Annotated in this window: 11 protein-coding genes and 1 tRNA gene; 10 read left to right on the forward strand and 2 right to left on the reverse strand. The window is 63.4% G+C overall.

The genetic code is table 11. From position 1 onward, the window contains the following. Positions 1–16 precede the first annotated feature (16 nt). The gene (dxs, locus tag PMO31116_RS13440; RefSeq protein WP_150567151.1) at positions 17–1,930 is read left to right on the forward strand and encodes a 1-deoxy-D-xylulose-5-phosphate synthase; all 1,914 of its coding nucleotides are present in this window, start codon (positions 17–19) and stop codon (positions 1,928–1,930) included. Positions 1,931–2,132: 202 nt separating this feature from the next. After that, positions 2,133–2,942, forward strand: coding sequence for a GTP cyclohydrolase FolE2 (gene folE2, locus PMO31116_RS13445; RefSeq protein ID WP_150567152.1), 810 nt, complete (start codon positions 2,133–2,135; stop codon positions 2,940–2,942). 112 nt (positions 2,943–3,054) lie between these two features. On the opposite strand, the gene tsaD is transcribed toward folE2, so the two are convergent. Further along, complete coding sequence (gene tsaD / locus PMO31116_RS13450; protein WP_150567153.1) at positions 3,055–4,086, reverse strand: tRNA (adenosine(37)-N6)-threonylcarbamoyltransferase complex transferase subunit TsaD; 1,032 nt, start codon at positions 4,084–4,086, stop codon at positions 3,055–3,057. Positions 4,087–4,392: 306 nt separating this feature from the next. On the opposite strand from tsaD, the gene PMO31116_RS13455 reads away from it, so the two are divergent. The 6 genes from PMO31116_RS13455 (at position 4,393) to dnaG (ending at position 10,330) form a co-directional block, all read left to right on the forward strand. Beyond that, on the forward strand, positions 4,393–4,953 hold the full coding sequence (locus PMO31116_RS13455) for a cytochrome b (RefSeq protein ID WP_150567154.1): 561 nt from the start codon (positions 4,393–4,395) through the stop codon (positions 4,951–4,953). A 48-nt stretch (positions 4,954–5,001) separates the two neighbouring features. Next, positions 5,002–5,598: an undecaprenyl-diphosphatase gene (locus PMO31116_RS13460; RefSeq protein ID WP_150567155.1), complete on the forward strand. Its 597-nt coding sequence runs from the start codon at positions 5,002–5,004 to the stop codon at positions 5,596–5,598. A 47-nt stretch (positions 5,599–5,645) separates the two neighbouring features. Beyond that, the gene (locus tag PMO31116_RS13465; RefSeq protein ID WP_246185277.1) at positions 5,646–6,146 is read left to right on the forward strand and encodes a DUF2127 domain-containing protein; all 501 of its coding nucleotides are present in this window, start codon (positions 5,646–5,648) and stop codon (positions 6,144–6,146) included. A 278-nt stretch (positions 6,147–6,424) separates the two neighbouring features. Then, positions 6,425–7,675 carry a BaiN/RdsA family NAD(P)/FAD-dependent oxidoreductase gene (locus tag PMO31116_RS13470; RefSeq protein ID WP_150567156.1) on the forward strand — a complete coding sequence of 417 codons (1,251 nt, stop codon included), beginning with the start codon at positions 6,425–6,427 and terminating at the stop codon, positions 7,673–7,675. Positions 7,676–7,933: 258 nt separating this feature from the next. Beyond that, positions 7,934–8,380 (forward strand): GatB/YqeY domain-containing protein, encoded by a 447-nt coding sequence (locus PMO31116_RS13475; RefSeq protein WP_150567157.1) that lies wholly within the window; start codon positions 7,934–7,936, stop codon positions 8,378–8,380. Between the two features lie 66 nt (positions 8,381–8,446). After that, the gene (dnaG, locus tag PMO31116_RS13480; RefSeq protein WP_150567158.1) at positions 8,447–10,330 is read left to right on the forward strand and encodes a DNA primase; all 1,884 of its coding nucleotides are present in this window, start codon (positions 8,447–8,449) and stop codon (positions 10,328–10,330) included. A gap of 14 nt (positions 10,331–10,344) precedes the next feature. Here the strand turns inward: dnaG and PMO31116_RS24350 are convergent, their stop codons facing one another. Then, the gene (locus PMO31116_RS24350) at positions 10,345–10,635 is read right to left on the reverse strand and encodes a hypothetical protein (protein WP_343038616.1); all 291 of its coding nucleotides are present in this window, start codon (positions 10,633–10,635) and stop codon (positions 10,345–10,347) included. Here PMO31116_RS24350 and rpoD point away from each other — a divergent pair. After that, positions 10,619–13,033, forward strand: a complete 2,415-nt coding sequence (gene rpoD / locus PMO31116_RS13485; RefSeq protein WP_343038617.1) for an RNA polymerase sigma factor RpoD — start codon at positions 10,619–10,621, stop codon at positions 13,031–13,033. The genes PMO31116_RS24350 and rpoD overlap by 17 nt on opposite strands. Before the next feature lie 28 nt (positions 13,034–13,061). Further along, positions 13,062–13,137, forward strand: a tRNA-Ile gene (locus PMO31116_RS13490). Positions 13,138–13,207: the final 70 nt, after the last annotated feature.

Genomic DNA, 13,207 nt, shown 5'->3' on the forward strand with positions numbered 1-13,207 from the left:
TATCTATGGAACGACGATGTACGAACTGTTAAATACCATCGATGACCCGGCCGCGTTGCGGCGTCTGGAGCGTCGTCAACTTGCGCCGTTGGCCGAAGAGCTGCGCGCCTTCGTGCTCGAGAGTGTGTCGCGTACGGGCGGTCACTTGTCGTCCAATCTCGGTACGGTCGAGCTGACGATTGCGCTGCACTACGTCTTCAACACGCCGGAAGATCGCATCGTGTGGGACGTGGGTCACCAGAGCTACCCGCACAAGATCCTGACCGGGCGTCGCGAGGCCATGGGCTCGCTGCGTCAGCTCGGCGGTATCTCGGGTTTCCCGAAGCGCGACGAATCGCCGTACGACACCTTCGGCACCGCGCATTCGAGCACGTCGATTTCGGCGGCGCTCGGCATGGCGCTCGGTGCGCGCACCAAGGGCGAGGATCGTTTCGGCATTGCGGTGATCGGCGACGGCGCCATGACGGCGGGCATGGCCTTCGAAGCCATGAACAACGCAGGCGTACACGAGGACGTGCCGCTACTGGTCATCCTGAACGACAACGACATGTCGATTTCGCCGCCCGTCGGCGCGCTCAACCGGTATCTGGCGCGTCTGATGTCGGGCCGCTTCTACGCCGCCGCGAAGAAGGGCGTGGAGAAGGTGCTGAGCGTGGCGCCGCCCGTGCTGGAACTTGCGCGCAAGTTCGAGGAGCATGCCAAGGGCATGGTCGTGCCGGCCACGATGTTCGAGGAGTTTGGCTTCAACTACATCGGCCCGATCGACGGGCATGACCTCGATTCGTTGATTCCGACGCTCGAGAACATCAAGAATCTGAAGGGGCCCCAGTTCCTGCACGTGGTCACGCGCAAGGGCTATGGCTACAAGCTGGCGGAAGCCGATCCGGTGCTGTACCACGGCCCCGGTAAATTCAACCCGGCCGAAGGCATCAAGCCGAGTACGAGCAGCAAGAAGACCTACACGCAGGTGTTCGGCGACTGGCTGTGCGATATGGCCGCCGCCGACAAGCGCATCGTGGGGATCACCCCTGCCATGCGCGAAGGCTCGGGCCTGGTTGAATTCGAAAAGCGTTTCCCGGATCGCTATTACGATGTCGGCATCGCCGAGCAGCACGCGGTGACGTTTGCCGGCGGCATGGCGACCGAAGGGCTCAAGCCGGTGGTGGCGATCTATTCGACGTTCCTGCAGCGCGGTTACGATCAACTCATTCACGACGTCGCGCTGCAGAATCTGCCGGTAATGTTCGCGCTCGACCGTTCGGGCCTCGTGGGCGCGGACGGCGCCACGCATGCCGGCGCCTACGACATCGCGTATCTGCGTTGTATCCCGAACATGGTCGTGATGGCGCCATCGGACGAAAACGAATGCCGTCAGATGCTGTACACGGGCGTGCAAATCGACGGCCCGTCGGCCGTGCGTTATCCGCGTGGCGCGGGCACGGGTGCCGCCATCGAGCAGACGATGACGGCGCTGCCGATCGGCAAGGGGGTTGTGCGTCGCGAGGGTCAGGCCCCAGCCGGGCGTCGCGTGGCGATTCTCGCCTTTGGCAGCATGGTTGCGCCGGCCATGGCGGCGGCGGCACAACTCGATGCCACGGTCGCCGACATGCGCTTTGTCAAGCCGATCGACGACGCGCTGATCGCACGCCTCGCGCAGACGCACGACTATTTGGTGACGGTCGAAGAGGGCAGCATCATGGGCGGTGCAGGTTCGGCCGTGGCCGAATCCCTGCTTGCCGGTGGGGGCGCCCGCCCCGTGCTGCAATTGGGGCTGCCCGACCGCTTCATCGATCACGGCGATCCGGCGTTGCTGCTGGCGGCAGAAGGACTCGACGCCGCCGGCATCGCCAAGTCGATCCGCGAGCGTTTTGATCTCGAGCCGGTCGAAGCCGCGTCGGCAGGCAACGTCACGACGAAGCTCGTCGCCTGAACGTCCGCTCGTGCCGCGCATATGAACGATCCGGCAGCGATGCCGGATCGTTTCGTTTTGAATTTCGCATTTCTCATCCCGTGCCGGGGGTCTCCGGCACGTTCCCGATGACACGCGCCGGAGGCCCGCGAGCCGTGCGTCGGACACGTTTGCTCATTGCCTCCCCCCGAAGTCGGCTCGCCGGCAAAGAAGGAAGAATTCGATGAACCAGATGAACCCCGCTTTCGTCATGCCCGACGTGCAGAGCACGGTCGATACCCGGCAGATCCCGATCCAGCGCGTTGGCGTGCGTGGTGTGCGTCATCCGCTCACGGTGCGCCTGGCCGATGGCGATCCGCAGGCCACGATCGGCATGTTCAACCTCGACGTGCATTTGCCGGCCGACCAGAAGGGCACGCACATGTCGCGCTTCGTGGCGCTGCTCGAGGACAATCGCGAACCGATGGATGTCGCGTGCTTCCGCGCCATGCTCGGCGGCATGCTCGAGAAGCTGGAGGCGCAAGCCGGACGCATCGAAGTCACATTTCCGTACTTCATCAACAAGACGGCGCCTGTGTCGGGGGTGCAAAGCCTGATGGATTACGAAGTCACGCTCACGGGCGATGTGCGCGACGGTCAGACCCGCGTGTGGCTCAAGGTGCTCGTGCCGGTCACCAGTCTTTGCCCGTGCTCGAAGAAGATCTCGCAGTACGGGGCGCACAATCAGCGCTCGCACATCACGATCGATGCCGAGATCGACGGCGACATCTCGGTCGAAGCGCTGGTGAAGATGGCGGAGGAGGAGGCATCGTGCGAACTCTGGGGGCTTCTCAAGCGCCCGGACGAGAAGTACGTCACCGAGCGTGCATACGAGAATCCGAAGTTCGTCGAGGATCTGGTGCGCGACGTGGCAACGCGTCTTAACGACGAGCCGCGCATCGTTGCCTACGTGCTTCAGGCCGAAAACTTCGAGTCGATCCACAATCACAGCGCCTACGCCGTGATCGAGCGCGACAAGCGCACGAACGCCTGACGCGGTTGCGTCCGCAATGACGCGCCGAAGACAAAAAAACCGCTCCCAGGAGCGGTTTTTTCATGCGCATTCGCGACCGCCCGTTGCCGGTTGTGGGCGGGCCCGTGCCGCGTCAGGCGGTGCGAACGATGTCGGCGAGGTCCCAGCGTGGGCGGACGGTGTAGGCATACTCGCTGTCGGCTTCATCGGGCCAGTGCTTCAGCCGCATGGCGCCCGCGAAGGCAATCATTGCGCCGTTGTCAGTGCAGAACGCGAGATCGGGGTAATGGACGCGGTATCCGCGCCGGCGCGCCGCTTCGTCGAGTCCGGCGCGGAGCTGTGCGTTGGCGCCCACGCCGCCGGCCACGACCAGCGTCTTCATGCCCGTTTGCTTGAGCGCAGCCATCGACTTGGCCACGAGCACGTCGACGATGGCGTCGACGAAGCCGCGTGCAAGATCCGCTTTCGCCTGCTCGCAGACGTTGCCGCCGAGATTGCGCACCTGCGTGAGTACGGCGGTCTTCAGGCCGCTGAAGCTGAAGTCGAGGTTGCCCGAGTGCTTCATCGGGCGCGGCAAGTCGAAGCGGCCAGGCGTGCCGAAGTCGGCCAGTCGCGAGACCGCGGGGCCGCCCGGGTAGCCCAGTCCAAGCAGCTTGGCAGTCTTGTCGAACGCTTCGCCGGCGGCGTCGTCGAGCGTCTCGCCAAGCATGGCGTACTGGCCGAACGCCCGCACTTCCATCAACTGCGTATGACCGCCGGAGACCAGCAGGGCGACGAACGGAAACGCGGGAGCGTCGGGGGCGAGCAGCGGCGAAAGCAGATGGCCCTCGAGATGGTGCACGCCGACGACCGGGCGATCGAGCGCGAACGCAAGGGCGTTCGCCACGCTGGCGCCCACCAGCAGGGCACCGGCGAGTCCGGGACCTTGCGTGTAGGCGATGGCGTCGATGGCGCTCAGCGGCTTGCCGGCCTGCGCCAGTACGTCCTCGGCAAGCGGTAACGCACGGCGGATATGGTCGCGCGATGCCAGTTCGGGCACCACGCCGCCGTATTCACGGTGCATGGCGATCTGCGAATGCAGGGCGTGCGATAGCAGGCCGGCCTCGGTGTCGTAGAGGGCGAGCCCGGTTTCGTCGCAGGAGCTTTCAATGCCTAGAACCAGCATGGCGGAAGGGGTGCATGCAGCAATTTGAGGGACAACCGGGAAGTATACCAGCGGGCCCTGCCGCCTGCCGGCGATTGCCGTATCCCTGCTTGGGGGCATCGCGCCTCACGCTGAGCGGATGCGCGTTTCACTGCATCAAACCCGTGAGGATGCCGCAGCAAGACTTTCGTTGCGCTCGTGTTAAACGGCCAGATCCGCGCTAAGTCCGCGCTAAGTGTCCTGCCTCAGAATCCGCATTCGGGAGCGACGGCAATCGGGCCGTCGGCAGACCCATCGACGTTTTCCGTCGATGGAAGAGAGGTCGTCATGAATCAAGCCGTCACGCGCTACGACACTGCGTCGCGCTATCTGCACTGGTTGACCGCGGCGTTGTTGGCCGCACAATTCGTCGTCGCCTGGACGATGCCCGACATCACGCGGCAAACGCCCGCCATCGGACTCGTGGCATGGCACCTGTCACTCGGCGTGACCATCCTGGGGCTGGTCGCGATCCGGCTCATGTGGACGCGTGTTCGCAGCGCGCCGTCCGGCGGCGTGCGGTCGCGCCTGCAGGCGCTGGCCGCCCTGGCGCACAAGGGCATCTACGCGTTGCTGGTGCTCGTGCCCGTGCTGGGCTGGATCAATGCCTCCTCGCGCGGCTACGGCGTCTCGCTGTTGGGGGTGGTGCCGCTGCCGGCGCTCGTGGCGAGAGGGTCTTCCTTCGGTCACAGCATGGGCGACGTCCATTCGTTGCTTGCCTACGGCTTGCTCGGCGTCATCGGCTTGCACGTTTGCGGCGCGCTCTATCACCACTGGGTACTGCGCGATGGCACGCTGCACAAGATGCTACCCCTTCAGAAACAGCCGAAACCCGGCGCCTACCAATAACGTGGGACAACCTGGCCGCGACGGCGCGGCCATCGAATCGTCAATTCCATGGAACACCTTAACGACACGCTTTTCCTGATGCTCAATGCCGGCGCGACGCCGGCTCCATGGGCGCTGGCGGTCGCGACGTACCTGGCGCAGTACCTGATCGCGCTTGTGCCGATCGGCCTGGGCGCGATGTGGTTGCACGCCGATGCTTCACGACGACGTGCGCTGGTCACGGCCGCGGTGGCCGGCGCCGCGGGTCTGGCGATCAATCAGATGATCGGCTGGGTGTGGGTGCATCCCCGCCCGTTCATGGTGGGCCTGGGTCACACTTATCTCTCGCATGCCGCCGACAGCTCGTTTCCGAGCGATCACCTGACGCTGATCTGGTCGGTGGCGTTCGCGCTCCTGCTGCACCGGCGCACGCGAGCCGCCGGGGTGGCTGCGGCACTGTTGGGGTTTCCTGTCGCCTGGGCGCGAATTTTTCTCGGCGTACACTTCCCGATGGACATGGCGGGCTCGACCATTGTCGCCGTCATCGCGAGCTGGCTGGTGGCCCGGCGCATGCCCTGGCTGGTGGCGCCCGCGTATTGGCTGGCCGTGGCCGCGCATCAGAAGGTGTTTGCGCGATGGATTGCGCGCGGTTGGGTGAGGGCGTAGGCTCGCCATCACGACGAATCGGTGATATCGCTTGCGGAGTGTGACGCGTGACGGGCTGGTCCAATACGGCGGAGAAACACCTTCATGGTCTCTTTGAGGCGAGCTTGTGGATCAAAGCGCTCTTCGCGGTGTGCGAGATGGTCGCCGGGGCGGCCGCGTACTTCATCTCGAGTCACGTCGTCCTGTCGTTCGCGTTGCGAATCACGGGGCATGAACTCCGTGAGGATCCTCACGACGTCCTCGCCAGCGTCTTGCTGCATGCGGCTCAGCATCTGTCTGTTGGTTCGCAGGCGTTCGTCGCCGTTTACCTGCTCGCGCACGGCGTGCTCAAACTCTGGTTGATCGTGGGCCTGCTGCGCGAACGGCTCTGGATTTTTCCGGTTTCCGTCGTCATATTCGCGTTGTTCATTGCCTACCAGTTGTACCGGTACGCGCACACCCATTCGGTCTGGCTGTTATTGTTGTCGTTACTCGACCTTGGCGTCATTGCGCTGACCTGGCACGAATTTCGCCGAATCCGGGGCAGGATGCCGGTCCTGACCTCCTGATTGCCGGTTGGATTGCCGGCGTCTGTCGTGGGGCGCGGGAGGAGGGCGAAGCCGTCGGGCCCGGGGGGAGGGGCGTCGCGCTGATTTGTCACCGCATCGTCACGGATCGCCTCCTGAATCGACCGGACGGGTGCCGGGGGCGACATCGGATCATTGAGTTCCCGGCCGGTTCCTGTATCATTCGCCCCTTCTCGCGGCGTCCGTCTGCCGCAATCTAAGATTCTGATAAATATACCAATTTTGTTTTGTCCTGGTCGTACGCCCAGGCAACGCGCGCCATGGAAAAGTACGATGTAGCGATTGTGGGCGCCGGCGCGGCCGGCCTGATGTGCGCGGCGGTGGCCGGGCAACTCGGGCTGCGCGTGGTGCTTGTCGATCATGCGACGCGCCTTGCGGAGAAGATTCGCATCTCGGGCGGCGGACGTTGCAACTTCACCAATATCAATGCCGGACCGGGAAACTATTTATCCGAGAACCCCCGGTTCTGTCGTTCCGCGCTGGCACGCTACACGCCTCGAGACTTTCTGGCGCTGCTCAAGGACCACCGAATCGCGTGGCACGAAAAGCATCGCGGGCAGCTCTTCTGCGACGAAAGTGCCGAGGACATCATCGAGATGTTGCGCAAGGAGTGTGCTGTGGGCCATGTTCACTGGCGCATGCCCTGTGCGGTGCACACCGTGGCTCACACGGACGCGGGCGGCGCCCATCGTTACCACTTGACGACAGATGCCGGGCATATCGCTGCAAAACGGCTGGTCATTGCGACGGGTGGCCTGTCGATTCCGAAAATCGGGGCCACCGACTGGGGGTATCGCATCGCGCGGCAGTTCGGGCTGGGCATTGTGGAGCCGCGTCCGGCGCTGGTGCCGCTGATGTTCGACGCCGCGACGTGGGCGCCGTTTGCGGGCCTGTCGGGATTGTCGCTCGAAGTCGAGGTAAGCACGGGCAAAGGCAAGGAGGCGGGGAGCTTCCTCGAGGATCTGCTGTTCACGCACCGGGGGTTGTCGGGTCCGGCCATTCTGCAAATCTCCAGTTTCTGGACACCGGGGCAGCCGATCACCCTCGATTTGGCGCCATCGTCGGATATCGAGGCGGCATTGTTCGATGCCAAGGCCTCATCCAGGCGTCAGCTGGCGAACCTGCTGGCACAGTGGGTGCCGGCGCGCCTGGCCGACGCATGGGTGGCCAATAGTGGTCTCTCGCCGCAGGCGCGTGTGCAGGAGCTTCCCGACAAGGCATTGCGCTCGCTGGCGCAGGCCTTTTCCGGCTGGACGCTCAAGCCGTGCGGCTCGGAAGGTTGGCGCAAGGCCGAAGTCACCCGTGGTGGCGTGGATACGCGGGCGCTTTCGTCCACGACGCTCGAGGCGCGATCGCAGCCAGGACTGCATTTCATCGGGGAAGTCGTCGACGTGACGGGATGGCTCGGCGGTTACAACTTTCAGTGGGCCTGGGCGTCGGCGGTGGCCTGCGCGCAGGCAATGTCCGAAAGCGTGCGGGCCGAGCGGACGGGCCAGGACGCCCTGTCGTAGACGGCCGCGATGGCGCTGTGATACGCTCTCCCCTTCGTGGAGACGACGCGCTCAAGGTGCCGCGGTCTCCGGCGAGCCCGCTTGTGATCGCGTTCGCGGTCGTCCGCCAAGCGGGTTTTGTGCTTTCTGCCCCCGCTCGTTCCCGGCGCCGCGTCTCTGGCTGCGGCTGCGAGCGGCGAGTGTCTGACGGCGGCCGTCCTTTTCTTTGAGGCGGCATGCACTACACTGAAACGTATTCGAATTCCGGAACCCCTGCTCATGAGTCTGAAAGAACGCATCAACGAAGACATGAAGACGGCCATGCGTGCCAAGGCCGCGGACAAACTGGGGACCATCCGGCTGTTGCTCGCCGCGATCAAACAGAAGGAAGTCGACGAGCGCATCACTCTCGACGACACGGCCGTCGTTGCCGTGGTCGACAAGCTGATCAAACAACGCAAGGATTCCATCAGTCAGTTTCAGGCTGCCGGCCGCACCGATCTGGCCGACAAGGAGGCCGCCGAACTCGAAGTGCTCCAGGTCTACATGCCGCAGCAGCTTTCGGCGGAAGAAGTCGCGCAGGCCGTCAAGGCAGCGGTAGCCCAGACCGGCGCCGCCGGTCCCCAGGACATGGGCAAAGTCATGGGGGTGCTCAAGGGGCTGTTGGCCGGGCGTGCCGACATGACGGCCGTGTCGGCGCAGGTGAAGGCCGCGTTGGCTGCGTAATTCGGTTGCGCGGTACGGCGCCGTCGCAGGGACGGTGCGGGGCCGCGTTGCGATGGCATCGATCCAGTGATTCCCCAGTCGTTTTTGCAGGACTTGCTCAACCGCGTCGATATTGTCGAGGTGGTGGGCCGTTATGTGCAGTTGAAGAAGGGCGGGGCGAACTTCATGGGGCTGTGCCCCTTTCATAATGAGAAGTCGCCCTCATTTACGGTAAGCCCCACCAAGCAGTTCTATCACTGCTTCGGATGCGGCGCGCACGGCAGCGCGATCAGCTTCCTCATGGAGCATGCCGGGCTTGGTTTTGTCGAAGCTGTCGAGGAGTTGGCCCGCAACGTCGGGCTGGATGTGCCGCGTGAGGCGCCGATGCCGGGCGCGCCGGCACCTGCCGCGCAACGGGCGCAAACCCTCGGGCTGGTCGACGTGATGACGCGCGCGTGCGATTACTACCGCAAGCAGTTGCGCAGCGCGCCGGCCGCCATCGACTATTTGAAGCGACGTGGCCTGACGGGCGAGATTGCCGCGCATTTCGGGCTGGGATACGCCCCGGACGCCTGGCAGAACCTGGAGGCCGCGTTCCAGAATTACCGTGACGATCAGCTGCTCGATGCGGGTCTGGTCATCGAAAGCGAGAAGGGCGAGGCAGGTGGCGCCAAGCGTCGCTACGACCGGTTTCGCGACCGGATCATGTTTCCGATCCGGAATACGAAGGGGCAGGTGATTGCGTTCGGTGGGCGCGTGCTGGACAAGGGCGAGCCCAAATACCTGAATTCGCCGGAAACGCCGTTGTTCAGCAAGGGCAGCGAGTTGTACGGATTGTTCGAGGCGCGGGCGGGCATTCGCGACGCGGGCTACGTGCTGGTGGTCGAAGGCTACATGGATGTGGTGGCGCTGGCGCAGCTCGGTTTTCCGCAGGCTGTGGCGACGCTGGGAACGGCCTGCACGCCGATGCACGTGCAGAAGTTGTTGCGTCAGACCGAGACGGTCGTGTTCAGCTTTGACGGCGATGCGGCCGGGCGTCGGGCAGCTCGTCGCGCGCTGGAGGCGTGCCTGCCCCATGCCGACGACAACCGGAGCTTCAAGTTCCTGTTCCTGCCGAGCGAGCATGATCCGGACAGTTACGTGCGCGAATACGGTACACAGGCGTTTGCGGACGAGGTCTCGCGGGCCATGCCGTTGTCGCAGTTCCTGATTGGCGAAGTGACGTCCGGCAAGGAAATGCATCAACCCGAGGGCCGGGCGCGGGCGCTGTTCGAAGCCAAGCCGCTGTTGCAGCAAATGCCGGCGAACGCGTTGCGGGGGCAGATCCTGCACGCATTGGCCGAGCGGGTGGGCAGCTCGATCGAGGAAGTCGCTGAATTATGCGAACTGCAGATCGGCGCGGCCCGTCGCCACAACGCGTGGGACAAGACGCCAGCCAAGCGCGAAAAACGCCGCGTAGTGGGTACGGAACACCGTGCCTTGCAGAATCTGTTGATGTTTCCGGTGCTCGGAAACGAACTGACCGAAGAAGAGACCAAGATATTACGGGAAGTGCGTCATCACGCCGAGATATTCTCGGAAGTGCTCTCGCACTGCCACGAGATGGGGGCGCAGGCGGATTTTCGCTTCATGTCGGATCGTCTGCGAGCATCGCCGAACTGGGCGAGTTTTGACGACATCATCCGCGAAATTCTGTCTTTCGAGGAAAACGCCCGTGATTTGCTGTTGTTCGATCCGGCCGACGAGGCGCAGGTCGAGCGTCGTGAGGAGCAGATATCGCTGCGGCTTGCCGAATTGCGCAGCGCCATTCGGCGGCTGCAATACGACGGGCTGTGCGAGGAACTGGAGACGATTTTCAAGCGGACGTCACTGACGGCCGATGAAATGCGCCATGCTCAGGCGCTGTCGCGACAACGCGACGAATTGAAGCGGTTGCTGGCTACGGCCGGCACAGGAGGCGCGCGAAGTTGAGGTAAGCCCGCGTGCTATAATGGAAAGTTTTCAGTGGGCTGTTTTCTGGCAAGCGAGATCGCTATGGCAAAGATGACAACGACCAGCGGAAAAAAGACGGTTATCCCTTCACCGAAGGCAAAGCGCGCGACGAGCGCGGCGGCGGCATCAGGTGGGAAGGGGGCGTCTCGCTCTGCGACGGCTGGCGTTGGAAAGAAAGCCGGTGCGGTAGCGCAAGCCTCGAAGAAGACGGCCAGCCAGGCAAGTTCGGCGAAACGTACTACGCAAGATAAGGCAGCCGCCGGCGCAATGAAGACGACCGGCAAGACGGCTGCGAAGGTGACCGATGTCACCAAGCGCAAGAGTGCGACCGCCGCGAAGGTGGGGGCTGCGAAAGCGGCCAGGCCGACGGTGAAGTCCGAGCCGCCCGTCAGACCGACGAAGGCAGCAAAGGCGGCAACGGCCACCAAGGCGACGGCAGGCGGGAAACCGCAGGCCCGACAACCCGCTGAAAAAAGCGCGAAGAGCGCAACTACCGCCAAGGCCACGAGCCCGGCGGGCCGCAGTACACCTGCGACGCAGGCCCCACGCAAGACCGGGGCTTCCCGCAAATCCGAAGCTGTAGAGGTCACGCCGGTTGCCGTCGTGCCGCCCGTCCAAAAGACGCGAGGCCGTGCCGCGAAGACTGCTGCTCCGGAGCCGCAAGGCGTCGCAGAGAATACTTACGATCAACCCGTGAACGAAGATCAGACCAAAGTGGAAAAGCAGAAGGCGCGTGATCGCCGGGCAAAAGAGAAAGCACTGCTCAAGGACGCATTTTCCTCGCACCAGCCCGGTACGGCCGAGGAACTTGAGGAGCGTCGTGGCAAACTGAAGGCACTGATCAAGCTGGGCAAGGAGCGAGGCTTCCTGACCTTTGCCGAGATCAATGACCACCTGCCCGACGAGCTGGTGGAAAGCGAGGCGCTCGAGGGCGTGATCGGCACGTTCAACGACATGGGCATTGCTGTGTACGAGCAGGCGCCCGATGCCGAAACGCTGTTGCTCAACGACAATGCGCCGAACGCCGCGTCGGACGACGAAGTCGAGGAAGAAGCCGAAGCGGCTTTGTCGACCGTCGACTCCGAGTTTGGTCGCACGACCGACCCGGTGCGGATGTACATGCGCGAAATGGGCACGGTCGAGCTGCTGACGCGCGAAGGGGAAATCGAGATCGCCAAGCGCATCGAGGAGGGCCTGAAGCACATGGTGCAGGCCATTTCCGCGTGCCCGACGACGATCGCCGAGATCCTGGCGATGGCCGAGAAGGTCGAGCGTGAGGAAATGCGCATCGACGAGGTGGTTGACGGCCTGATCGATCCCAACGCGGAAGCCGAGGCGGCGGCCGCTTCCTCCGACGACGAGGACTTCGACGCGGATGCCGACGCCGAGGCGGAAGAAGAGGAAGAGGAAGCCGAAGAGGAAGACGACAGCAGCAGCGGTGGCGCGGGGGCTTCGGCTGCGCAGGTCGAGCAGCTCAAGCGTGACTCGCTGGCCAAGTTCGCCGTGATTGCCGACTGGTTCGGCAAGATGCGCCGTGCCTTCGAGAAGGAGGGCTACCAGTCCAAGCCGTACGTGAAGGCTGGCGAGGCGATCCAGGCCGAGTTGATGACGATCCGCTTCACGGCGCGCACGGTCGAGCGTTTGTGCGACACGCTTCGTTCGCAGGTGGACGAAGTGCGCAACATCGAGCGTGCGATCCTGAACATCGTGGTCGACAAGTGCGGCATGCCGCGCGCGGATTTCGTGTCGCGTTTTCCGGGCAACGAAACGAATCTCGACTGGATCTACACGGTCGTGGCCGATAACAAGGCGTACAGTTCGGTGGTTGAGCGCAACGTGCCGGCCGTGCAGGAACTTCAGCAGAAGCTGATCGACTTGCAGGCGCGCGTGGTGCTGCCGCTGGCCGAATTGAAGGACGTTAACCGCAAGATGTCGGAAGGTGAGCGCCGCGCCCGCAAGGCCAAGCGCGAGATGACCGAAGCCAACTTGCGTCTGGTGATTTCGATTGCGAAGAAGTACACGAACCGTGGCCTGCAGTTCCTGGATCTGATCCAGGAGGGCAACATCGGCCTGATGAAGGCGGTGGATAAGTTCGAATATCGTCGTGGTTACAAGTTCTCGACGTATGCGACGTGGTGGATCCGTCAGGCCATCACGCGTTCGATCGCGGACCAGGCGCGTACCATTCGTATTCCGGTGCACATGATCGAAACGATCAACAAGATGAACCGGATCTCGCGTCAGATCCTGCAGGAAACCGGTGTCGAACCGGATCCGGCGACGCTGGCCGAGAAGATGGAAATGCCGGAGGACAAGATCCGCAAGATCATGAAGATCGCGAAGGAGCCGATCTCCATGGAAACGCCGATCGGTGACGACGACGATTCGCACTTGGGTGATTTCATCGAGGATACGGGCACGGTAGCGCCTGCTGACGCCGCATTGCATGGTAGTATGCGCGACGTCGTGAAGGACGTGCTCGATTCGCTGACGCCGCGTGAGGCGAAGGTGCTCCGCATGCGTTTCGGCATCGAGATGAGCACGGACCACACGCTCGAGGAAGTGGGCAAGCAGTTTGACGTGACGCGTGAGCGTATTCGTCAGATTGAAGCCAAGGCGCTGCGCAAGCTGCGTCACCCGAGCCGTTCCGACAAGCTCAAGTCGTTCCTCGAAGGCAATTGATTGCTGCTGAGCGAGCGCCGGTAGTTGAGGGCCGTTAGCTCAGCGGTTAGAGCAGGGGACTCATAATCCCTTGGTCGCTGGTTCGAACCCAGCACGGCCTACCAAAGAAGCAAGAAAGCCCCTGACGGTGACGTCAGGGGCTTTTTTAATTCAATACGTTGCGAGGAAATTCTT

Source organism: Pandoraea morbifera, from assembly GCF_902459575.1.
GTDB classification, from domain to species: Bacteria; Pseudomonadota; Gammaproteobacteria; order Burkholderiales; family Burkholderiaceae; genus Pandoraea; species Pandoraea morbifera.

What these genes read in the sequence shown, in the direction of transcription:
- PMO31116_RS13475 (WP_150567157.1), top strand. Translation starts at nt 7,934, where the DNA reads ATGAGTCTGAAAGAACGCATCAACGAAGACATGAAGACGGCCATGCGT.
- folE2 (WP_150567152.1), top strand. Translation starts at nt 2,133, where the DNA reads ATGAACCAGATGAACCCCGCTTTCGTCATGCCCGACGTGCAGAGCACG.
- rpoD (WP_343038617.1), top strand. Translation starts at nt 10,619, where the DNA reads ATGAAGACGACCGGCAAGACGGCTGCGAAGGTGACCGATGTCACCAAG.
- PMO31116_RS13470 (WP_150567156.1), top strand. Translation starts at nt 6,425, where the DNA reads ATGGAAAAGTACGATGTAGCGATTGTGGGCGCCGGCGCGGCCGGCCTG.
- PMO31116_RS13455 (WP_150567154.1), top strand. Translation starts at nt 4,393, where the DNA reads ATGAATCAAGCCGTCACGCGCTACGACACTGCGTCGCGCTATCTGCAC.
- PMO31116_RS13460 (WP_150567155.1), top strand. Translation starts at nt 5,002, where the DNA reads ATGGAACACCTTAACGACACGCTTTTCCTGATGCTCAATGCCGGCGCG.
- dxs (WP_150567151.1), top strand. Translation starts at nt 17, where the DNA reads ATGTACGAACTGTTAAATACCATCGATGACCCGGCCGCGTTGCGGCGT.
- tsaD (WP_150567153.1), bottom strand. Translation starts at nt 4,086, where the DNA reads ATGCTGGTTCTAGGCATTGAAAGCTCCTGCGACGAAACCGGGCTCGCC.